This window comes from Isoptericola dokdonensis DS-3 (assembly GCF_001636295.1).
GTDB classification, from domain to species: domain Bacteria; phylum Actinomycetota; class Actinomycetes; order Actinomycetales; family Cellulomonadaceae; genus Isoptericola; species Isoptericola dokdonensis.
The window spans coordinates 3,137,630-3,157,971 of sequence record NZ_CP014209.1 but is presented as its reverse complement, the minus strand read 5'-3'; the positions used below and the strand labels follow the sequence as shown (position 1 = coordinate 3,157,971).

The following is a 20,342-nucleotide window of genomic DNA, read 5'->3' as shown; positions in this document are numbered from 1 at the left end:
GATCGACGGGTGAGCATCCCGGCGACCCCCCGCGCACGACGGACCCGCGACCGCATCCAGGCCGTCGCCCTCGACCTGTTCGAGCAGCACGGCTACGCCGCGACCACCGTCGACCGGATCGCGGACGCCGCCGGCATCACCCCCATGACGTTCTTCCGCCACTACCCCACGAAGGATGCCGTCGTCGTCACCGACCCGTTCGACCCCCTCGTCGCCGCCGCCGTCGGCGCGCAACCGGCCGACCTGCCGCCCCTCGAACGGGTCCGCCGCGGGCTCCTCGCCGCGCTCGACGCTGTGGACCCCGACGACGACGAGGTCGCACGCCGCCGCGTCGCCGTCGTCGCCGCCGAACCCACGCTGCGCCCCGCCGTCGTCGCCGCCACCGCCGCCACCGAGACCGCGATCGTCGACCGGCTCGTCGCCGACGGCACGCCCCGTCTCGACGCCTCCGTCGCGGCCGCGGCCTGCCTCGCCGCCTGCACGGCCGCGCTGCTCGCCGCCGACCCCGCCGCACCCCTGCACGCCACCGTGGGCCGCGCGCTCGACGTCCTGGCCGGCACGCCATGAGCGCGCTCGAGCTCACGGGGGTGCGCCACACGTTCGCCGGCCGCACCGCCCTCGACGGCCTCGACCTCGCCGTCGCGCCGGGTGAGGTCGTGGCCCTCGTCGGGCTCAACGGCGCCGGGAAGACCACCGCCCTGCGCGTGCTCACCGGTCGCCTGCGGCCCGACGGCGGGCGCGCCCGCGTCCACGGCCAGGACCCGGCCCGGCTCACCCCCGCCGCCGCCCGCCGCTTCGGGCACTGCGTCGGCGCCGGGCTCGTCGACCCCGACCTCACGGTCCGGGAGAACCTGCGCACCGCGGCGCTGCTGCACGGGCTCGACCGCGGCTCCGTGCCCTCCGCCTGCGCCGCCGCTCTCGACCGGCTCGACCTCGGCGCCTGGGCCGACGCCCGCGCCCGCACCCTGTCGGCCGGGAACGCGCAACGGCTCGGCATCGCGTGCGCTGCCGTGCACACCCCCGCCGCGCTCGTGCTCGACGAACCCACGGCGACCCTCGACCCCCGCGGGGTCGTCGTCGTGCGCACCCTCGTGCGGTCCCTCGCGGACGCCGGCGCGGCCGTGCTCGTGTCGAGCCACCACCTCGACGAGGTGGCGCGCGTCGCGGACCGCGTGCTGGTCGTGCACGCGGGGCGGGTCGTGGGCGGGCTCGCGCCGGGTGCGGAGATGGAGCAGCGGTTCTTCGGGGCGGTGCTCGCCGCGGACGGGGGGACACGGTGACCGGGCTCGCCACGGCGCTGCGGGTCGAGGCCGTCGCCTGGCGACGGTCGACCGTCGTCAGGCTCGCGACGCCGCTGCTCGTGCTGCTCGTCCCGGCGGCCTGCGTCGGGCTGGTGGCGCTCGCCCGGTCCGGAGCCCTGGTCGGCACGGGCGGCGCCAAGCTGGCGGGGTTCGGCGGTGCCGACGCCGCGGCCGACCAGCTGACGGCCGCCGGCCAGGTCCTCTCCGTGGCCGTGCTGCTGGCCGGCGGGTTCGCGCTGGCGGCCGCGTTCGGCGTGCCGCTGGCCGACGGGCGCGCGGGAGGCTGGTTCGCGCTGGCCGTGCCCCGCGACGTCGTCGCGCTCGCCCGCGCCGTCGTCGTCCTCGCCTGGGCGGCCGGCTGCGCGGTGGTGGCGACGGCGGTCGTGGTCGCCTGCGCGGCGGTGACGTCGGCGCTCGACCCGGGTGCGGGGTGGGACGCTGCCGACGCGGCAGCCGCCGGGCGGGCCGTCGTCGCGGGAGTGCTCGCGGCGGGGCTCGCGGTGCCGTTCGCCGCGGTCGCGACCTGGACGCGCAGCCCGCTGGCGACCGTGGGGGCTCTGATCGGGACGGTCGCGGTCACGCAGGTCGTGGTGATGCTCGGCGGCGGGGCGTGGTTCCCGTGGGCGGTGCCGTCGCTGTGGACGGGCACCGGCGGGGAGGCCGCCGCGGCGAGCGTGCCAGGTGCTGCCCTGGCGCTCACCGCCGCGGTGGTCCCCGCCGCCCTCGGCGCACTCGTCGTGCAGTGGCGGCGCCTCACCGACGTCTGACCGTGGCGTCGCCGTCAGTGCGTGACGACGGGACGCAGGTAGAGGCCCGGGGCGCAGCCGAGCTCCCCCGGTTCGAGCAGGATCCGGTCGAAGTCGCTGAACCGCCACGCCGCCTCGCCGTCGGGCCGCACCCCGACGACGCAGTCCCGGGACCGCAGGACGCCGACCGTCGCGACCAGCTCGGCGCCCTCCCGTTCGGCGCGCACGTCGACGAACTCGTCGAACGCCGCCGCGAGCGCCGTCTCGGCGTCGTCGGCCGTCGCGCCGTCGGGCAGCGCGTCCAGGACGCCGAGGACGACCTGCTCGGCGTCGGGGCCGAGCGACGGCAGCGGCGTCGGGGACGGTCGCGCGGTCGCGCCGGCCGCGAGGGCGCCCGGCGGGCAGTCGATCTGCTCGTGGTCCGCGACGTCGTCGTGCTCGTGGGCCCGCACCACGAGCCGCCAGCACTGCGTCGCGGAGCTCGCGTCGCGCCGCTCGCCGAACATCGCGCCGTCCGACCAGGAGGCGACGTCGACGTGGATCGCGACGTCGACGATCGCGCCGTCCTCCCCCGAGTCGCCCTCCCAGGCGAGCGCGACGACGTCGTAGTCGACGGCCGGGTCGGATGGCAGCCGCGGGTCGGCGACCGCCTGCTGGGCGAGACGTTCCGCGTCGAGCGGTTCGGCGTACGACCCCTCGACGTCGTCCGCGATGCCGATCGCGACCCGCTCGGCCAGCTCGTCGGCCAGGCCACCGCCCGACCGGCCGGTCACCGTGACGACAGCCCACACCACGACGGCGGCGAGCGCCAGGACCACCACGAGGGCGAGGCCGCCGAGCACCTTCAGCACAGGTCGGACGCCGTGCGCCCCGGGTCGGTCGCTGGTCATCCGCCGATGATGCCGGTTCGCCCGGGCAACCACACGGTTCCTGAGCGACCCCTGAGGTTCGAGGCACCGCGGCTCAGCGGCGCAGCGCCCGCCTCGCCAGGCCGTTGCCCAACCACTGCACGAGCTGCACGATGACGATGATGACGACCACCACGATCGCCGTGACCGCCCAGTCGAACTGGCGGTAGCCGTAGTCGATCGCGAAGGCGCCCAGACCGCCGGCACCCAGGTACCCGGCGATGGCGGACATGTCGAGCACCCCGACGAACAGGAACGTGTACCCCAGGATCAGCGGGGACAGCGCCTCGGGCACCACCACCGTGCGCACGATCCGCAGCGGTGACGCCCCCATCGCGCGCGCCGCCTCGATGACACCCGGGTCGATGGACACCAGGTTCTGCTCCACGAGACGCGCGAACACGAACGACGCCATGACGCACATCGCGAACGTGAACGCCTCGATACCGATCGTGGTGCCCACCAGCGCGCGCGTCACCGGGCCCAGCGCCACGAGGAAGATGAGGAACGGCACCGGCCGGACGATGTTCACCGCCACGTTCAGCACCGCGAACACGCCCCGGTTCGCCAGCAGGTTGCCGGGCCGCGTCAGGTACAGGCCGAGCCCGATCACCAGGCCGAAGAACCCGCCCACCACCAGCGTGATGAGCACCATGTACATCGTCTGGCCGAACGCGTCGACCAGCAGGGGGACAAGATCCGGTCTCATCGGGCGTTCCCTTCCACGGTGCCGGTGGTGCCGCCGAACAGCCCGCCACCGAGAGGCGGGCGAGCGGGCGGCGCGGGCCGGTCGCCGGCCGGACGGTCGGTCCCCTCGGCGCCCGGTGCCCGGCCGCTGGGGATGTCGTCGGTGTCGAGCGGGTGGGCCGCCGTGCCGTGGTCGACGACGGCGGTCACGGACCGCAGCGCGTCGAGCGCGGCGTGCACGGCGTCGTCGGACCCGACGAGCTCGAGCGTGAGCGAGCCGTACGGACGCTCGGCCACCTCGGAGATCCCGCCGTAGACGATGGTGCCGGTGACGCCGTGGTCGGCCAGCGCACCCATGACCTGCGCCGACGACCCCGCGACCTCGTCCACCCGGACGGACACGATGCGCCCCGCGTGCCGGGTGCGCAGGCGCGTCAGGACGGCGTCGGAAGGCCGGTCCCGCAGCGCGGAGGCGACGAACCGGCGGGTCACGGCGTGCGCCGGGGAGCTGAAGATGCCGTACGCGTCGCCGAGCTCGACGACGCGCCCGTGCTCCATCACCGCCACCCGGTGGCAGATCGACCGGACGACCTCCATCTCGTGGGTGATGACCACCACGGTGATGCCGAGCTCCCGGTTCACGCGCTGCAGCAGCGCGAGGACGTCGGCCGTGGTCTCGGGGTCGAGGGCGCTCGTGGCCTCGTCGGCGAGCAGGATCCTCGGGTTCGCGGCGAGCGCGCGGGCGATGCCGACGCGCTGCTTCTGCCCGCCGGACAGCTTCGACGGGTAGACGCTCGCCTTGTCCGCGATGCCGACGAAGTCGAGCAGCTCGGCCACCCGGGCGTCGCGGTCGGCGCGGGACCAGCCCGCGACCTCCAGCGGGTATGCGACGTTGCCCGCGACGGTCCGCGACGACAGCAGGTTGAACTGCTGGAAGATCATCCCGATCCCGGCCCGCACGGGGCGCAGCCGCGCCTCGCTCAGCCCGGTCAGGTCGGTGCCGTCGACGACGACGGACCCCGCCGTCGTCGTCTCCAGCGCGTTGACGAGCCGCACGAGCGTCGACTTGCCGGCGCCCGAGTAGCCGATGACCCCGAAGATCTCGCCTGCCTCGACGTCCAGCGTGACGCCGTCGACGGCGCGCACCGCGGCGTCGCGACGTCGGCCACGTCCGAGCCCTCGATGGGCGGGGAACTCCTTGACGACGTCGCGGAAGCTGATGATGGGCTCGCTCACGACTCTCCTTTCAGAACGGCTGGGCGAGTCAGCGCAGATCGGCGCCAGTCAGCGCAGATGGGCGCGAGTCAGCGCAGGAACACCCGGGTTCGCACGCTGACTCGCGGGCACCTGCGCTGACTCGCGCCCGGCAGTGCTGACTCGCGGCGACGGGTCAGCCCTGGTCGGCGAGGTTCGACTCGATGCCGTCGAGGATGGTCTGGAGGTCGGCGGCGTCGTTGTCCTTGATGACGCCGGTGCCGCCCGAGGCGGCGATGACGCCCTCCTCGACCTCGGTGGTGTGGAAGATGTCGACGAGCTGGTTCAGCGTCTCGTCGTCGGCGTCCTCGGCACGCGACACCCAGATGTTGATGTACGGCTCGGCCGCGGACGCGTCCGGGTCGTCGGAGAAGATCGCGTCGTCCACGGTGAGGCCCGCATCGCCGACGAAGTCGTTGTTGATGATCGAGGCGTCGACGTCCTGCAGGGCGAGCGCGGTCTGCGCGGCGTCCACGGGGGTGACGGTGACCTTCGACTCCTCGGCGATCACGTCGGCCGGCGTGGAGAACGAGTTGCCGCCGCCCTGGAGGGCGATGAGGCCGGCCTCCTGGAGGACGAGGAGGGCGCGCGCCTGGTTGGTCTCGTCGTTGGGGATGGCGACCTGGCCGCCGGCGGGGATCTCGTCGAGGCTCGCGTGCTTCGCCGAGTAGAGGCCGAGCGGGTAGACGGCGGTGGCGCCGATGGGGGTGAGGTCCTCGCCGCGGGCCACGTTGTAGCCGGCGAGGAACTGCAGGTGCTGGAACTGGTTGAGGTCGAGGTCACCGTCGCTCAGCCCCTGGTTGGGGAGCTGGTAGTCGGAGAAGTTCTCGATCTGGACGGTGATGCCCTCGGCCGCGGCGGCCTCGGTGAAGGTGGTCCAGTAGTCCTCGCCGGAGGAGACGACGCCGATGCGGATCGGGTCCTCGGGGGTGCCGGCCGCGGGGGCGGCGGCCTCGCTGTCGCCGCCGCAGGCGGTCAGGGCGAGGACGGAGGCGACGGCGCCGGCGGTGAGCAGGGTGGTGCGCAGGTTCACGGTGGTGTCCTTCGGGGCAGGGCTGCACGACGGCGGGTCTCGCCGGTGCGGAGAGAGGGGGGTGCGAGCCGCGGCCATCAGCGCGCGGCGGGCGGCGCCGTCGGTGGACGACGGCGGGTGCGAGGGCTGGTCAGCCCTGGCGCATTCGCCCGCTGGCCGCAGGACAGCACATGCCGGCGCGCCGGGTGCGGCGCGCGGGGCTGGGTGCTGGGCTGACGGTGCGGTGCATGACCCCAGAGGAACACCACGACGGACGGATCTCCAACTCGAACGGCGGAAAATCCCATCCAGCGGATGGTCGTGCGTCCACATCGCGAGACCGCCGCCCAAATGGGGCAGATTGCCGCGCCGGAGAACGCAAAGGACCCCTCGCGCACCCACCAGAGCTCACTTACCCTTGCTGCCTTCCGGCCCTGGGGGAGTTCGGCGAGATGGTGCCGCACGAGGGGTCTGCCCCCACCCTAGCCGAGACCGGCCCTCGTTCCGAAACCCGGCGTCTGCTCCCGCCGGCCGCCCCCGACGGGTCGCGCACCTCACAACCCGCCGATTCGGAGTCGAGCCCCTGCGTCCGCTATTCTGCTGGAGTTGCCTGCACAGACGTGTCGCGGGTGGCACCAAGGAGGATTCGCCTAGCGGCCTATGGCGCACGCTTGGAAAGCGTGTTGGGTTCACGCCCTCGGGGGTTCGAATCCCCCATCCTCCGCCGGCCGAAGGCCCGCACCGCACGGTGCGGGCCTTCGTCGTCCCCGGACCTGCACGCCACCGCCACAGGTACCGGAGGGCCCGCGAGCACCGCCCCCTACGATGGCAGCCATGATCTTCAAGGCCGTGGGAGCAGGACGCCCGTACCCGGACCACGGACGCGACGGCGTCGGGGACTGGTCGGACGTCCCGCCGCGCCAGGTCCGCCTCGACGAGCTCGTCACCACCAAGCGCACCCTCGACCTCGACGCGCTCCTCGCGGACGACTCCACGTTCTTCGGCGACCTGTTCGCCCACGTCGTCGAGTACCGCGGCGTGCTCTACCTCGAGGACGGGCTGCACCGCGCCGTCCGCGCCGCGCTCCAGCAGCGCCCCATCCTGCACGCTCGCGTCCTCACGGTGGCGTGAGACCGGCGATCGCCGGAATCTCGGGTAGTTTCGTCGCGTGACCTCGACTGCCCCGGACCCTGCACGCGTCGCTCGACGCCGACGCAAGCACGAACGCCAGGCCGTCGTCTTCGGGCTGCTCCTGACCTTCCTCGTCCTCGCCGGGCTCGGGGCGCTGGCCATCTACACGGACACCATCGAGGCGCCGTTCGCCGAGCCGATCCACACCCCCGTCACGGCGGTCACCGCCATGCGTCCCGCCTGCCTGCCGGAGTCCGAGGACGGCACGCTGCCGCTGCCGTACGACGAGGTGCGGGTGCGGATCTACAACGCCGCCGACGACCGGTTCGCCCTCGCCGGCGCGAACGAGGAGGTCCTCAGCGAGCGCGGGTTCGACGTCCGCGACTCGGGTGACTTCTCCCGGTCCGTCGACGGGCTGTCCGAGATCCGCTACGGCGCCAACGGCATCGCCGCGGCCTACACGCTCGCCGCCCAGTTCTCCGACATCGAGCTCATCCTCGACGACCGCAACGGCGGGGTCGTCGACCTCGTCGTCGGCAGCGAGTGGGTGGAGCCGCTGCCGGTCGAGGAGGTCCCCCTGGCCGCCGACCAGCCGCTGCAGAACCGCCCCGGCTGCGTGCCGCTCGACCAGCTCACCCCGGTCGCGCGCGAGTACGGCCTCGGGCGGGACCCCCAGGAAGAGGCCCCGCCCGAGGGGTGACCTCAGTCGGAGCTGACGCCGGACGCGTCGTCCGCCGCGCGGACCGGGTCCGTGCCGTCGGGTGCGTCGGTCATCGACGCCGACGCCGGGGAGGCGATCTCCGTCGTCGTCCCGCGCCAGCGGCCGATCGTCCGCATGAGGTGGTAGACCACGAGCGCCGCGGCGGTGCCCAGGGCGATGCCCTCGAACACCAGGTCGCCGACCGTCCACCGGAAGTTCGCGATCCCGATGACGAGCGGCACGGCGGCGGTGGTGAGGTTCACCGGGTCGGCGAAGTCCACCCGGTTCTGCACCCAGATGCGGAAGCCGAGCACGCCGATCATGCCGTACAGGACGGTCGTGACGCCGCCCAGGACGCCGACCGGGACGCTGTTGACGATCTCCCCGAAGACCGGCGAGAACGACAGCAGCAGCGCACCGATCCCCGCCACCCAGTAGGCGGCCGTCGAGTAGACGCGGGTGGCCGCCATGACGCCGATGTTCTCCGCGTACGTGGTGGTGCCGGACCCTCCGCCGGTGCCAGCCAGCGTCGTCGCGACGCCGTCGGCGAGCAGCGCACGACCCATCTTGTCGTCGAGGTTCTGACCGGTCATCGCCGCCACGGACTTCACGTGGCCGACGTTCTCGGCGACGAGGACGAACACGACGGGCAGGAACAGCCCGAGCACCGACGGGTCGAACGTGGGGGCGGTGAACTCGGGCAGCCCGAACAGGCTCGCCTGGTCGACCTGGGTGAAGTCCACCTCGCCGCGCACCACCGCGACGACGTACCCGACGAGGACGCCGAGCAGGATGGACAGGCGACCGAGGATGCCGCGGAACAGCACGGAGATGAGGATCACCGACGCGAGCGTCACCGTGGCCGTCACGGGAGCCTGCGAGTAGTTGTTCCACGCCGCCGGCGCGAGGTTGAGGCCGATGAGCGCGACGATGACGCCGGTGACGATCGGCGGCATGACGACGTCGATCCAGCGCGGGCCGGCGAAGTGCACGACCACCCCGACGACGACCAGGAGCAGGCCGGTGACGAGGATGCCGCCGACCGCCGCCGAGTGGCCGCCCGACGCCGTGGCGGCACCGATCGGCGCGATGAACGCGAAGCTGGACCCCAGGTAGCTCGGCAGGCGGTTGCCCGTGATGAGCAGGAACCCGATGGTGCCGATCGCCGAGAAGAACAGCGTCGTCGACGGCGGGAAGCCGGTGAGGATCGGCACCAGGAACGTCGCGCCGAACATGGCCACGACGTGCTGGAGTCCGATGCCGATCGTCCGCGGCCACGACAGCCGCTCGCCGGGGGCGACGACCTCCCCCGGTGCGACCCGGCGCCCGTCGCCGTGCCTGGTCCATCCGCGCTGCATGATGCTCCGTCCGTGAAGAAGGTGTGAAGGGCTGCCTCACTGTACCGGCGCGGGTCGGTGCGGTCAGGCCTGCGAGCCGAGCCAGGCGAGCAGCCAGGACCGGGTGGAGCCGTCGTCGATGCGCTCGTCGGGCAGGTCGCGGGCGACCTCGAGCGCGGAGGCGGCGTCGTCGGGCCCGAGCAGGGCGGCGTACGACAGCAGCTGGTCGCCGAACATGACGTCCCAGGCGGCCGGGTCCGCCCACAGGTCGTCGGTGCCGAGGGCCTCGACGAGGTTGGCGCGGACCCGGTCCTGGTCCCCGCCCAGGTACGTCGACACGCCCGTGACGGGCAGCACGAGGATGCCCAGCGCGGCGCTCGGCTCCGCCGAGAACCACGTCGCCCGCTCCCGCTTGCCGTCCCAGACGAGGGACGTCACGGAGGCCTCCAGACCCTCGACCACCGGGTCCGTGGTGTCGAAGTCCGTCCAGTAGGCGCGGGCGGCGGCGGCCTCCGCGGACAGCAGCCAGCGGGCCTGGCCTGCCAGGGCCTCGTCGCCACGGGCGTCCGCCCACAGCGCCAGCCCGTTCCAGGCGTTCACGGCCTCCGACGACGACTCCTGGTTGTTCCCGTCCGCGAACGGCGACGGCCCCGACGCCCACGAGTGGCTCATGACGACGTCGAACACCCGCAGGGCGGGCAGGGGGGCACCCCCTTCGACGGGCACGGCCGCGGCCGCGGCGACGTCCGCGGCGAGCAGGTCCACGACGGGTGCGACCTCGTCCCCCAGCGCGGGGTCCTCGGCGGCCAGCACCCCGGCCGCGTAGAGGAAGTAGCCGTAGTGGAAGTGGTGGTCGTTGCCCTCGTCGCTGCCGAAGGACGGCGCCTGGCCGACGACGCTGCGCAGCGACTCGTCGAACGTGAAGCAGCGCTCCGGCCGGGTCGTGCAGCCGTCCGGCTCGGTCCAGGTGCGCAGGTCCGTCACGAGGGACTCGTGCAGCTCCGCCGCGGCGTCGTCGAGCCCGAGCTCCCGCGCGAGCAGCCACAGGTTGGCGTCGCGCGCCAGGGCCTTGCCCCCGAAGTAGGTGTCCGCGGGGCGGACCTCCGCGAGCGACGCCTCGACGTCGGCCCCGACCTGGTCGGCGATCTCGTCGCGCAGGCCGCCGTCGAGGCCGGACAGGTCCGGCGCCGCGGCGGGCTCGCGGGCGGGGGCCGTCCAGCCGAGGGTGGACGCGACGCACACGGACGCGGTGCCGAGCACCGTCGCGTACGTGCCCAGGTCGCAGGTCGCGTCGTCGGCGGCGCCCGCCTGGTGCGGGAACCGCACGACCACGGCGTCCCCACCCCCGGCGGTCACGTACGTCACCGACGTCGTGACCTCGTCCGCCGCGGTCGTGTACCCGACCTCGGCGGAGACCACGGGGTCGCGCACCGCCTCGACGAGGTCGCCGAGCACGTCCTCGCCGCCGTCCGGCGCGACGAGCCACGACACCGTGTCCCCGGCCGCGAGCGCCAGCGACGTGCCGCCGTCGGCGAGGACCTCGCCCACGTCCAGCCCGTCCGCGCCGACGAGCACGTGGGTGCGGCCCGCGACCTGGGCCGCCGCGACGTCGTCCGGGAGCCCGTCGGCGGCGGCGAACGGCTGGTTGAGGTCGAGGTCGTGGTCGCGCCCCGCGGTGTACGCGACGACCGGGGAGCCGCGGGTGAGGTGCAGGGTGCCGAACACCGCGTCGTCGCCCGCGACGAGGTCGACGGCGACGGTGGCGGCGTCGTAGCCCGACACGACGCCCGTGACCGGCTCGCGCAGGTCGGCCTGGACCTGCGGTGCGTGCCCGCCCATGACGAGCGTCCCGTCGGCGGACACCTCGGGCAGCCCGTAGGCGAACCCGGACGCGGTGAGCCCCATCGAGACCGGCAGCGGGAACACCGGCTGCGGGGTGTCACCGAACACCAGGCCGGAGAACCAGCGGTTCGTCGGCGGCGCGAGGCCCTCGGCGAGACGCAGGGGCACGGCGGGGGTGTCGGCGGCGGGCAGCGACGCCGGGTCGACGTCCGGCGCCTGCGCGTCGGCCACCGCGACGCCCGAGGCGGCCGGCACCGGTGCGGTCACGGCGTCCGTCGTCGTGCACGCCGTCAGCAGGGTGAGGACGACCGCGGCGCCCGCGGCGAGCGGCCGCCTCACAGGCCCAGCCTCTGCAGGAACCGCTGGAAGGCGAGGTCCGGGCCCGCCATCGGTCCCTCGTCGCGGAGCTCGACGCGCGCGACGACGGGGGTGCCCGGCAGGACGAGAGCCTCGGCGGCCTGCTGGGTGAGCGTGGGACTGACGACGCTCACCGTCGCCTCGGCGCGGTTGCGGGTGTTCTGCACGCCGATCGTGTCCACCTCCCCCGGCAGCTCCGACTGGTCGGGCAGGACGATGCGGACGTAGGTGCCCTTCTCGATGCGGGCGAAGTCGGCGGGGTCGAGCAGCAGGCGCGCGTCGACCCGGGTGGTCCCCTCCTCGTACAGCGTCGCGATGACGGTGCCCGACTGGACGAACCCACCGGGGGTGGCGTCGATCTCCGCCACCACGCCGTCGACCGGCGCGACCACGGTCATCTCGCCGTCGTCCGTCACCTCGTACGAGGCGGCCTTCTTCGACACCAGCCCGATGGACAGGTCGTGGGCGAGGACGAGGCTGCGCAGGCGGAACATCGGTTCGCCGGCCTCGATCGCGTCACCCTCGTCGACGAACGACTCCACGATCGTGCCCGCGTAGTCGGTGCCGACGGCGACCTCCTCGGAGACGATCGTGGCCTGCGACGACAGCGCCTGCGTCAGCCGGCGGTTGAGCACCAGGGTGAGGGTGGCGCAGAGCGCCAGGATGACGACGACGCCGACGGCGAGCTTCATGCGCGTGGCCCAGGTCATGCGGCACCTCCGGTGGTCACGGTCTGGCGGTCGGTCCGGGCGACCTTCCGGGTGGTGCGGGTCGTGCGGACCGGGCGGGTGGCCCGGGCCGGACGGCGGGCGGCGCGCTGCTCGCGCACGGCGGCCCGGTGCTCGCGCAGCGCCGTCACGAGGAAGCCGCCGAGGATGACGGTGTTGGTGATGTTCCACGCGACGGCGAGGCCGGGCAGGCCGTCGTCGCCGCCGTGCTTCCACACCCCCACCACGGAGGTGATGAGCAGGAAGACGAAGCACAGCACCTGCGGCACGATCACCTCGAACGGGGACGTGGCGCCGCCCGTGCGCCCGGTGACCGACCAGGCCTGCTGCTTGCCGGTCAGGGCGTTCCAGAACGCCTTGACGTAGATGGGCCAGGACACCGCCGACAGCAGCAGCACCTCCCAGCGGAACGACCCCAGCGTGAAGAACGCGAGCGCGATCTGCAGCCCGTAGAAGCCGAGGTAGTACAGCAGCCAGGTGCCGACGGACACGTCGAGCCGCATGGGGGCGAGGTCCAGGTAGATCTGCAGCGGCGGCACCAGCAGGAGCAGCAGCGGCGCGATCCCCGACAGGTAGTGCGTCGAGGTGACGAAGTACTGCAGCCGCTGGTCGACGGTCAGCCGCCGGCGGGGTGACAGCGGGTTGTGCTGCAGGAGGATCTCGAACCCGCCCGTCGCCCAGCGCAGCTGCTGCTTCGCGTACGCGACGATGGTCTCGGGCGTGTCGCCGACGGCGAGGGTCTGCGGGATGTAGACGGACCGCCAGCCTCGCTCGTGCAGCTGCAGGGACGTCCACACGTCCTCCGACTTCGAGTCCGTGTACATGCCGCCGATGTCGTCGATGGCCTCGCGCCGGAACACCACGTTCGTCCCGACGCAGAACGCCGCGTTGAACCGGTTCCGGCCGGGCTGCACGAAACGGTAGAACACCGCCTGCATGTACCCCGCACCCCGCGAGATGAGGGTGTGCATGTTGCCGTACGTCTGCGGCGACTGGACGAACGCGACGTCGTCGCGCACGAAGAACGGGACGGTCTCGACGAGCAGGTCCGGCTTCGGCACGAAGTCCGCGTCCAGCACCACGAACAGCTCGCCCTTGGCGATGCTCAGCGCGTGGTTGATGTTGCCGGCCTTCTGGCCGCCGCTGGACAGCCGCCGCACGTACCGGGCGCCGAGGGTCGCGGCGAGGTCGCGCACCTCGTCGTCGCGGCCGTCGTCCAGCACCCAGGTGCGGTGCTCGCCGTGCACCGCCATCGCGGCCCGCACGGTGCGGGCGATCGTGTCGACGTCCTCCCCGCAGGTCGTGATGAAGATGTCGACGGCCACGGGTCGGTCGTGCAGGTACAGGCGCCACCGGGTCGGGTCGTCCGTGGCGCCCGTGCGGAGGATCTCCGGGGCGTCGAACATGCGGTCCCGCGCGTGGTGGTAGGCGAAGTCGCGCGGGTTGTAGCCCGACGACAGCACCGTCCACATGGCCAGCAGCGCGAGCCCCAGCAGCAGGCACTCCGCGACGATCACGAGCACGTACGGCAGCCAGTCGCCCCGGTGGTCCGGGTCGAGGAGGAACACCCCGTACGCCACCGCACCCAGCGTGGCGAGCATCATGATGAGCATCAGCGACGGCGAGTGCGCGGCGGCGTTCGCGTCCCGACGGCGGGCGGCGGCCTGGGGGTCGCCCTGGATGGTCGTGGTCTGCGCCGGTGGAGGCCCTGCGGGGAACGGCAGCTCCGAGCTGCGCGTGTCGAGCGTGGTCATCGGCGTGTCCCTTCGAGAGGTACAGCACAGCGGGAAAGGCCCCGGGAACGCAGAAAGTGGGTCCCCCGCGTTGGGGAACCCACTTCCTCGTCTGCTGCTCAACGTAGGCCGCGGTGTGGCGCGTGTCACGGGTGAAGCGGGACGCGTCCCGAATCTCCACGAGCCCGCAACGGGACCGTTCGCCCCGCGCAACCGCCCGTTCACACGCCCGCTCCTCCGGGGAGCGGGCCGGCCGCGCCCCGGGCTCAGAGCTGCGTGGCGACCTCGCGCGCGACCAGGTCCAGGTGCTCGAGGTCCTGCAGGTCCAGGACCTGCAGGTACACCCGCTCGACGCCCGCCTCGCGCAGCGCACCGAGGCGGTCCACGGCCTCCGCGACCGTGCCCGCGATCCCGTGCTCCCGCAGCTCCGCCGGCTCCCGGCCGATCGCCGTCGCACGGCGCGCGAACTCCGCCTCGTCCGCACCGACCGCCGTCACCAGCGCCACCGACTGCGTCAGCGACCCCGGCGCACGGCCCGCCGCCGCGAGCGCCTCCTCGATCACCGCGATGCGCGGGCCGATCGAGTCGATCTCCGGGAACGACTGGTTGTACTCGTCGGCGAACCGGGCCGCCAGCGCCGGGGTGCGGCGGGGGCCGCCACCACCGACGACGATCGGGATCCGCGCCTGCGCGGGCTTCGGCAGCGCCGGGCTGTCCGTCAGCGTGTAGTGCTCGCCGGAGAAGCTGTACGTCTCCCCCACCGGCGTGCCCCACAGCCCGGTGATCACCTCGAGCTGCTCCTCCAGCATCCCGAACCTCTTGTCCGGGAACGGGATGCCGTACGCCGCGTGCTCCGCCGCGAACCAGCCCGTGCCCAGCCCCAGCTCCACGCGGCCGCCCGACATCTCGTCGACCTGCGCCACCTGGATCGCCAGCACGCCCGGGTGCCGGAACGTCGCCGACGACACCAGGGTCCCCAGCCGGATCGTCGACGTCTCCCGGGCCAGCCCGGCGAGGGTGGTCCACGAGTCGGTGGGGCCGGGCAGGCCGTCGCCGCCCATCGCCACGTAGTGGTCGCTGCGGAAGAACGCGCTGAAGCCGAGGGTCTCCGCCGCGCGCGCGACGGCGAGCTGGGTGTCGTAGGACGCCCCCTGCTGGGGCTCGGTGAAGATGCGCAGGTCGAGGGTCATGGTGGCTCCTGGTTCGTGCTGGTGGCGTGTCAGGCGTGGACGGGGGACTCGGTGCGCGTCCGCTTCAGCTCGAAGAAGTGCGGGTAGGCCGCCAGCGTCACCGCCGCGTCGAAGATCCCCACCGCCTCCTGGCCGCGCGGGACGCGCGTGAGCACCGGCCCGAAGAACGCGACCCCGTCCACGTGGAAGGTCGGCGTGCCGACCTCGTCGCCCACCGGGTCCATGCCCGCGTGGTGGCTCTGCTCCAGCGCGGCGTCGTACTTGTCGGACGTCGCGGCCTGGGCGAGCTCGGCGGGCAGGCCGGCCTCGGCGAGCGACTCCGCGACGACGACGTCGACGTCCTTCACGCCGGCGTCGTGCCAGCGCGTGCCCCACGCCGTGTAGTAGCGGCTGAACGCCTCCGGCCCGTGCTCCGTCTGCACGGCCGCCGCGACCCGTCCCGGTCCGCGGCTCGAGTCCAGCATCGTGCGGTAGCCGTCCGGGATGTCCTTGTCCTGGTTCAGCAGGTACAGGCTCATCAGCTTGAACGTGAGGGCCACGTCGCGGTGCTCCGCGACCTCGAGCGCCCAGCGGGACGTCACCCAGGCGAACGGGCAGAAGGGGTCGACGTACACGTCGACGACAGGTGTGGTGGTCTCGGTGGAAGTCACCTGGGCACGGTACCCCCGCCGACGACGTCGAGGGCTACGCTCGCAACGTGCTGCAGAACGTGGTCGCCGCCGTCCGGTCGGTGCGCTGGGCGAGCGTCGCGACCGTCGTCGGCGCGGGGCTGATCGCCGTGGTCGCCCTGGTCGCCGCTCTTCGGGGCCGTCCCTGGGCCTGGCTGCCGTTCGCCCTCGCCGCGGGCATCGCCGTCCGCGAGGTCCGCTACCTCCAGCGCGCGCTGCGCCGCCCCGTCGGCTTCGACGAGCCCGACCGCCGCGCCTGAACGCCGCGAGTCAGCGCAGGACGGCGCCAGTCAGCGCAGGTTCCCGCCAGTCAGCGCACGACGGCGCCAGTCAGCGCAGGTCCCGCCAGTCAGCGCAGGTCCCCGCCAGTCAGCGCAGGTCCCCGCGAGTCAGCGCGGGTTTCCGCGAGTCAGCGCACGACGGCGTGAGTCAGCGCTCGGACGACGTGACTCTCGCGGAACGCGAGGGCAAAGGACGTCGGAGGGTGCCGCGCGTCGTCGTCCAACCCGAAGTGGAGGGCCCCCCGGGGCCCGTGAACGCGACGACGCGCGGCACCCTCCGACGTCCGAACCCGACGCACGCTGACTCGCGGCAACCTGCGCTGACTGAACGAAGTCCACGCTGACTCGCGCCCATCCGCGCTGACTCGCGCCACCGTGCGCTGATTGAACGAAGTTCACGCTGACTCGCCGAAACCTGCGCTGACTCGCGCCGTGGGGGCGAGACCGCGTGCGACGCCGGCCTGAGCGAGGCGCCGGGCGAGGAACAGGCCGATGGCGGTGCAGACGACGAAGCTGCCGATCATCAGCGCGACGAAGACGGCGAGCACGCCCGGCGCCATGGCGGACATGTTGAACGCCGCCCAGCCGGAGGCGACGTAGAGGGCGCCGAAGACGACGGCGTCGAGGTAGAACAGCCACGACTTCCACACGCGGTAGCGGGTGACGAGGAAGGCGATCTCGACGGCGGCGCCCGCCATGAGGCAGGTGACGATCGACCAGGCGCCCACGGGGGACGCGGAGGACACGACGCCCGCGACGAACGTGGTGAGCACCGCGGCACCGGGTCGCCGCACGAGGGCGAGCGCGAGCACGGGCCCGATGATCCACAGGCCGACCATCGGCGCGTACGCCATCGGGGCGGCGGCGGCCAGCGGCGCGCTGACGAAGTTCGCGGGGATCAGCAGGACGCCCAGGGCGGCGCCGATGGCGGCGCACGTCATGAGGTAGCGGGTGGTGAGGGACGTCATCGGGCTCTCCAGGGTCAGGTGAGGGCGGCGGCCAGGACGGCGCAGGCGGCGCCGACGGCCCAGATCGAGACGAGCAGGACGGCGTCGCGCGGGCCGCAGGGCACGACGACGCGTTCGGTGCGGCGGGGGTGGGCGCCGAACCCGCGGGCGTCCATCGCGAGGGAGACGCGTTCGGCGTGCCGGATGCCTCCCGCGAGCAGCGGGACGACGGTGGCGAGCCGGCGGCGGGCGGCGGCGACGGGTCCGCGACCGTCGGCGACGCCGCGCACCCGGTGGGCACCCTGGATGACCTGCAGCTCGTGGGCGAAGCGCGGGACGAACCGCAGGGCGGCCAGCGCCGCGTACCCGATGCGGTAGGGCAGCCGGAGCTGCTGGGTGAGGGACCGGACGAGGTCGGTGCCGGACGTCGTGAGCCCGCCGAGCAGCACGAGCAGGAGCAGCGCGACGGTGCGCAGGGCAGTCGCGAGCCCGACGGCGAGCGCGCCGGACCACAGCTCGAACGGTCCGACGACGGCGAGCAGCCGGGTGTCGTCGACCTGCGCCGGGTCGGTGAGCACGCCGAACGAGACGGTCATGACGAGGGCGAGCGCGGGCAGGCCGAGCAGCAGGCCGGCGAGCACGCGGCCGCGCGGGCGCGCCATGACGAGGATCGCGGTCAGCGTCGCGGCGGCGACCAGGGCGGGGGTGAGCAGGTCGCGGGTGGTCACGACGAGCACCATGACGGGCAGCGGCCCGAGGATCTTGACCAGCGGGTTGTAGGTGCGCAGGTCGGCCGGGCTGCCCCGGCGAGGACGGGCCGCTGCGATCGGGCCCGGCACGGCGACGGCGGGGCTCATGCGCCCGCCCCGACGAGCGGCGCCGACGGGAGGTCGGCGAGGCGGGTGACACCGCGCCAGGCAGGGTCGCGCAGTCCCCGGGTCGCCCGCGCGAGGGCGGGTGCGCGCAGCCCGGCGGCGTGCAGCAGGTCGTCGTCGCCCAGCACGACGTCGGGGGTGCCGTCGGCCACGACGCGCCCGTCGGCGAGCGCGACGACCCGGGTGGCGTGCTCGGCGACGAGCTGCATGTCGTGCGACACGACGACGACGGTGGTGCCGTCGTCGTGCAGGGCGGTGAGGAGGTCGAGGAGCTCGACGGCGCGCTCGCGGTCCTGCCCGTAGGTGGGCTCGTCGAGGACGAGCACGTCGGGTCGGGTCACGACGGCGGTGCCGACGGACAGGCGGCGCTTCTGCCCACCGGACAGCCAGAAGGGGTGCCGGTCGCGCAGGTGGGTGAGGCCGAAGCGGCGCAGGACGTCCTCGACCCGGGCCGCGACCTCGTCCTCGGGCAGCCCGCGGCGGCGCAGGCCGAGGGCGAGCTCGTCGTCGACGCGGGTGGTGACGAGCTGGTGCTCGGGGTTCTGGAAGACGAACCCGACAGCGGTGGTGAGGTCGCGGACGGCGGCACGGCGGGGGTCGAGCCCGGCGACCCGGACCGAACCGGTGAGGTCCCGGCGGCGGGGTCGCAGGACGCCCGCGACGACCTGCGCGAGCGTCGTCTTGCCGGCGCCGTTGGCACCGACGAGGGCGACGAGCTCGCCGCGGGCGACGTCGAGGTCGATGCCGTCGAGGACGGTGCGGCCACCGCGCCGCACGGTGAGGTCACGGACGCGGACGACGGCGTCGGCGTCGGGTCCGGGGGCGTCTGCCGCGGACGTCGCGGGCGCCGTCGGGCGGCACGTCGTCCGCGCGGTCGACGGAGGCGAGGGCGGCGGGAGGGCGGGCAGGGCGTCGAGAGCCGCGGTGAGCTCGGCGGGGAGCAGCGGCAGCGGGTCGACGACGATCCCCGCGTCGCGCAGGCGCAGCGCGGCCAGGGTCGCGGTGGGCAGCCACACGCCGAGCGCGGCCAGCCGGTCGGCCTGCCCGACGAGGACGTCCCGGACGGCGCCCTCGGTGGCGACCCGTCCCGCGCCGTCGAGCACGACGACCCGGTCGGCGAGGGACGCGGCGGCGTCGAGGTCGTGCTCGACGAGCAGCACGCCCCGCTCCCCCGAGGTGGTGAGGCGGCGCAGGACGGCGTAGACCTCCTCGACGCCGGCCGGGTCGAGGTTGGCGGTGGGTTCGTCGAGGACGAGCAGCCGGGCGCCGGAGGCCAGCGCGCACGCGAGGGCGAGGCGCTGGCGGCCGCCGCCGGACAGGACGGCGGGGTCGTCGGCGCGACGGTCCCACAGCCCGACCTGTCGCAGCGCGGCCTCGGCGCGGCGCAGTACCTCGTCGGCGGGCACGCAGAGGTTCTCGGGGGCGAAGCACACCTCGTCGAGCACGGTGGCGGTGACGACCTGCGCGTCGGGGTCCTGGAACACCATCGCGACGTCGGCGGCGAGCTCGGGGGTGCGGTGGCCCGCGACGTCGTGTCCTGCGGTGATGACGGTGCCGTCGACGTCGGCGCCGACGACGTGCGGGACGAGCCCGTTGGTGGCCAGGGCGAGCGTGGACTTGCCGCAGCCGGACGGTCCGAGCAGCAGGACGGTCTCGCCGGTGTGCACGACGAGGTCGACGCCGTCGGGCGCGGGCTCGCCGAGCCGGTACCCGCCGTCGTCGTCCGGCAGGTGGTGCCGCACGCGCAGGCCGCGCAGGTCGAGCAGGGCTGGGGTCACCGGCACAGGATAGGCAAACCTCACCTTCTGGCGACAGGGGCGTCCCGCAGGTCGAACGCCGCGCGACGCAGTCTCACGCCGGAGTAGCCTCCTGCCTATGACCGCCGTCCGGACGCACACCCACGCCCAGGCCGTCGACGCCGCCATCGAGCTGTTCTCCCGGCAGGGGTACGAGAGCACGACCGTCGAGGAGATCGCCGACGCCGCCCAGGTGAGCCGGGCGACGTTCTTCCGCCGCTACCGCTCCAAGGAGGACGTGGTCTTCGCCGACCACGAGCTGCTGCTGGAGGAGGTCGTCGTCCTGCTGGCGGCGACCCGCCCGGAGGCGCGGGCCAGCGAGGAGGCCAACCGCAGCCGCGAGACGGCGTGGGACCCGGCGGTCGACCCGTACCTGGAGGTGTGCCGGGCCGCGCGCCTGGTGTTCGACCACCACGTGGGCCAGCGCGAGACGTCGCTCGCCCGGCACCAGCTGCTCCAGCAGGTCCCCGCGCTGCGCGACCGCGAGCTCGTCACCACGCACCGCTACGAGCGGGCGTTCACCGCCTACCTGCGCGACACGCTGCCCCCGGACCGCTCCCTGAGCACCATGTCCATCTCGTTCGCAGCCTCCGTCGTGGCCGTGCACAACGCGGTGCTGCGCCGCTGGCTGCGCAACCCGCACCTCGACCTGCGCCCCGACCTGGAGGAGGCGTTCGCCGACCTGCGGCGTGCGGCCGCCGCGCCGAGCGCCGCGTCGAACGAGCCCGTGCCGAGCGGCAAGCGGGTCGTCGTCACCGTCCTCGAGGCGGGCGCCCGCCCCGAGGACGTGGCCCGCGCCGTCCGCGACGTCCTGTCCTGACCCGCACGTCGACCACCAGACCCGGGGGC

The 20,342-nt window shown here is 74.0% G+C and carries 20 protein-coding genes, 1 tRNA gene and 1 other RNA gene; 8 read left to right on the top strand and 14 right to left on the bottom strand.

All coding sequences use genetic code 11. From position 1 onward, the window contains the following. The first annotated feature begins 9 nt into the window (after positions 1-9). Genes I598_RS14435 through I598_RS14425 form a run of 3 tightly spaced genes read left to right on the top strand, consistent with a single transcriptional unit; the run spans position 10 to position 2,068 of the window. Positions 10-567 (top strand): TetR/AcrR family transcriptional regulator, encoded by a 558-nt coding sequence (locus I598_RS14435; protein ID WP_083973355.1) that lies wholly within the window; start codon positions 10-12, stop codon positions 565-567. Beyond that, positions 564-1,280 carry an ABC transporter ATP-binding protein gene (locus I598_RS14430; RefSeq protein WP_068203610.1) on the top strand — a complete coding sequence of 239 codons (717 nt, stop codon included), beginning with the start codon at positions 564-566 and terminating at the stop codon, positions 1,278-1,280. The genes I598_RS14435 and I598_RS14430 overlap by 4 nt, the downstream gene beginning before the upstream one ends. After that, positions 1,277-2,068, top strand: coding sequence for a hypothetical protein (locus I598_RS14425; protein ID WP_068203604.1), 792 nt, complete (start codon positions 1,277-1,279; stop codon positions 2,066-2,068). Before I598_RS14430 ends, I598_RS14425 begins: the two co-directional genes overlap by 4 nt. Positions 2,069-2,082: 14 nt before the next feature. On the opposite strand, the gene I598_RS14420 is transcribed toward I598_RS14425, so the two are convergent. The 5 genes from I598_RS14420 to ffs all read right to left on the bottom strand — a co-directional run bounded on the left by I598_RS14420 (position 2,083) and on the right by ffs (position 6,383). After that, complete coding sequence (locus I598_RS14420) at positions 2,083-2,937, bottom strand: hypothetical protein (RefSeq protein WP_157557256.1); 855 nt, start codon at positions 2,935-2,937, stop codon at positions 2,083-2,085. 73 nt (positions 2,938-3,010) lie between these two features. Further along, a complete protein-coding gene (locus tag I598_RS14415; RefSeq protein ID WP_068203600.1) occupies positions 3,011-3,664 on the bottom strand; it encodes a methionine ABC transporter permease in 654 nt (217 codons plus the stop codon). After that, positions 3,661-4,878 carry a methionine ABC transporter ATP-binding protein gene (locus I598_RS14410; protein WP_068203598.1) on the bottom strand — a complete coding sequence of 406 codons (1,218 nt, stop codon included), beginning with the start codon at positions 4,876-4,878 and terminating at the stop codon, positions 3,661-3,663. Before I598_RS14410 ends, I598_RS14415 begins: the two co-directional genes overlap by 4 nt. 154 nt (positions 4,879-5,032) lie before the next feature. Continuing rightward, positions 5,033-5,929, bottom strand: a complete 897-nt coding sequence (locus I598_RS14405) for a MetQ/NlpA family ABC transporter substrate-binding protein (protein ID WP_068203596.1) — start codon at positions 5,927-5,929, stop codon at positions 5,033-5,035. A 357-nt stretch (positions 5,930-6,286) separates the two neighbouring features. Further along, positions 6,287-6,383: signal recognition particle sRNA small type (gene ffs / locus I598_RS14400), an RNA gene on the bottom strand. A gap of 164 nt (positions 6,384-6,547) precedes the next feature. Between ffs and I598_RS14395 the strand changes: the two genes are divergently transcribed. The 3 genes from I598_RS14395 (at position 6,548) to I598_RS14385 (ending at position 7,739) form a co-directional block, all read left to right on the top strand. Further along, positions 6,548-6,632: transfer RNA gene (locus I598_RS14395), tRNA-Ser, on the top strand. Between the two features lie 110 nt (positions 6,633-6,742). Then, positions 6,743-7,039 carry a type II toxin-antitoxin system VapB family antitoxin gene (locus I598_RS14390; protein WP_068203594.1) on the top strand — a complete coding sequence of 99 codons (297 nt, stop codon included), beginning with the start codon at positions 6,743-6,745 and terminating at the stop codon, positions 7,037-7,039. Positions 7,040-7,076: 37 nt separating this feature from the next. Next, on the top strand, positions 7,077-7,739 hold the full coding sequence (locus tag I598_RS14385; protein ID WP_068203592.1) for a LytR C-terminal domain-containing protein: 663 nt from the start codon (positions 7,077-7,079) through the stop codon (positions 7,737-7,739). Between the two features lie 2 nt (positions 7,740-7,741). Here the strand turns inward: I598_RS14385 and I598_RS14380 are convergent, their stop codons facing one another. From I598_RS14380 to I598_RS14355, 6 genes are all read right to left on the bottom strand, one after another. Further along, entirely contained in the window at positions 7,742-9,097 is a 1,356-nt protein-coding gene (locus tag I598_RS14380; protein WP_068203588.1) for a uracil-xanthine permease family protein, read from the bottom strand. A gap of 63 nt (positions 9,098-9,160) precedes the next feature. Continuing rightward, positions 9,161-11,257, bottom strand: a complete 2,097-nt coding sequence (locus tag I598_RS14375) for a glycosyl hydrolase (protein ID WP_068203586.1) — start codon at positions 11,255-11,257, stop codon at positions 9,161-9,163. Beyond that, the gene (locus I598_RS14370; protein WP_068203584.1) at positions 11,254-11,985 is read right to left on the bottom strand and encodes an efflux RND transporter periplasmic adaptor subunit; all 732 of its coding nucleotides are present in this window, start codon (positions 11,983-11,985) and stop codon (positions 11,254-11,256) included. The genes I598_RS14375 and I598_RS14370 overlap by 4 nt, the downstream gene beginning before the upstream one ends. Beyond that, positions 11,982-13,757: a glycosyltransferase family 2 protein gene (locus I598_RS14365; RefSeq protein WP_068203582.1), complete on the bottom strand. Its 1,776-nt coding sequence runs from the start codon at positions 13,755-13,757 to the stop codon at positions 11,982-11,984. Before I598_RS14365 ends, I598_RS14370 begins: the two co-directional genes overlap by 4 nt. Before the next feature lie 245 nt (positions 13,758-14,002). Continuing rightward, complete coding sequence (locus I598_RS14360) at positions 14,003-14,926, bottom strand: LLM class F420-dependent oxidoreductase (protein WP_068203580.1); 924 nt, start codon at positions 14,924-14,926, stop codon at positions 14,003-14,005. A 29-nt stretch (positions 14,927-14,955) separates the two neighbouring features. Beyond that, a complete protein-coding gene (locus I598_RS14355) occupies positions 14,956-15,576 on the bottom strand; it encodes a mycothiol-dependent nitroreductase Rv2466c family protein (protein WP_068203578.1) in 621 nt (206 codons plus the stop codon). Between the two features lie 47 nt (positions 15,577-15,623). Between I598_RS14355 and I598_RS14350 the strand changes: the two genes are divergently transcribed. After that, positions 15,624-15,854, top strand: coding sequence for a DUF4231 domain-containing protein (locus tag I598_RS14350; protein ID WP_232314174.1), 231 nt, complete (start codon positions 15,624-15,626; stop codon positions 15,852-15,854). Between the two features lie 416 nt (positions 15,855-16,270). On the opposite strand, the gene I598_RS14345 is transcribed toward I598_RS14350, so the two are convergent. Genes I598_RS14345 through I598_RS14335 form a run of 3 tightly spaced genes read right to left on the bottom strand, consistent with a single transcriptional unit; the run spans position 16,271 to position 19,475 of the window. Next, positions 16,271-16,843, bottom strand: coding sequence for an ECF transporter S component (locus I598_RS14345; RefSeq protein WP_068203576.1), 573 nt, complete (start codon positions 16,841-16,843; stop codon positions 16,271-16,273). A 14-nt stretch (positions 16,844-16,857) separates the two neighbouring features. Further along, positions 16,858-17,679, bottom strand: a complete 822-nt coding sequence (locus tag I598_RS14340; RefSeq protein WP_068203573.1) for an energy-coupling factor transporter transmembrane component T — start codon at positions 17,677-17,679, stop codon at positions 16,858-16,860. Continuing rightward, complete coding sequence (locus tag I598_RS14335; protein ID WP_335583265.1) at positions 17,676-19,475, bottom strand: ABC transporter ATP-binding protein; 1,800 nt, start codon at positions 19,473-19,475, stop codon at positions 17,676-17,678. Before I598_RS14335 ends, I598_RS14340 begins: the two co-directional genes overlap by 4 nt. 97 nt (positions 19,476-19,572) lie before the next feature. On the opposite strand from I598_RS14335, the gene I598_RS14330 reads away from it, so the two are divergent. After that, complete coding sequence (locus tag I598_RS14330; protein ID WP_068203570.1) at positions 19,573-20,313, top strand: TetR/AcrR family transcriptional regulator; 741 nt, start codon at positions 19,573-19,575, stop codon at positions 20,311-20,313. The last annotated feature ends 29 nt before the right edge of the window (positions 20,314-20,342 follow it).

Coding starts and splice junctions, on each gene's coding strand:
- I598_RS14430 (WP_068203610.1), top strand. CDS start 564: ATGAGCGCGCTCGAGCTCACGGGGGTGCGCCACACGTTCGCCGGCCGC.
- I598_RS14420 (WP_157557256.1), bottom strand. CDS start 2,937: ATGACCAGCGACCGACCCGGGGCGCACGGCGTCCGACCTGTGCTGAAG.
- I598_RS14415 (WP_068203600.1), bottom strand. CDS start 3,664: ATGAGACCGGATCTTGTCCCCCTGCTGGTCGACGCGTTCGGCCAGACG.
- I598_RS14390 (WP_068203594.1), top strand. CDS start 6,743: ATGATCTTCAAGGCCGTGGGAGCAGGACGCCCGTACCCGGACCACGGA.
- I598_RS14380 (WP_068203588.1), bottom strand. CDS start 9,097: ATGCAGCGCGGATGGACCAGGCACGGCGACGGGCGCCGGGTCGCACCG.
- I598_RS14370 (WP_068203584.1), bottom strand. CDS start 11,985: ATGACCTGGGCCACGCGCATGAAGCTCGCCGTCGGCGTCGTCGTCATC.
- I598_RS14365 (WP_068203582.1), bottom strand. CDS start 13,757: ATGACCACGCTCGACACGCGCAGCTCGGAGCTGCCGTTCCCCGCAGGG.
- I598_RS14360 (WP_068203580.1), bottom strand. CDS start 14,926: ATGACCCTCGACCTGCGCATCTTCACCGAGCCCCAGCAGGGGGCGTCC.
- I598_RS14345 (WP_068203576.1), bottom strand. CDS start 16,843: ATGACGTCCCTCACCACCCGCTACCTCATGACGTGCGCCGCCATCGGC.
- I598_RS14340 (WP_068203573.1), bottom strand. CDS start 17,679: ATGAGCCCCGCCGTCGCCGTGCCGGGCCCGATCGCAGCGGCCCGTCCT.
- I598_RS14330 (WP_068203570.1), top strand. CDS start 19,573: ATGACCGCCGTCCGGACGCACACCCACGCCCAGGCCGTCGACGCCGCC.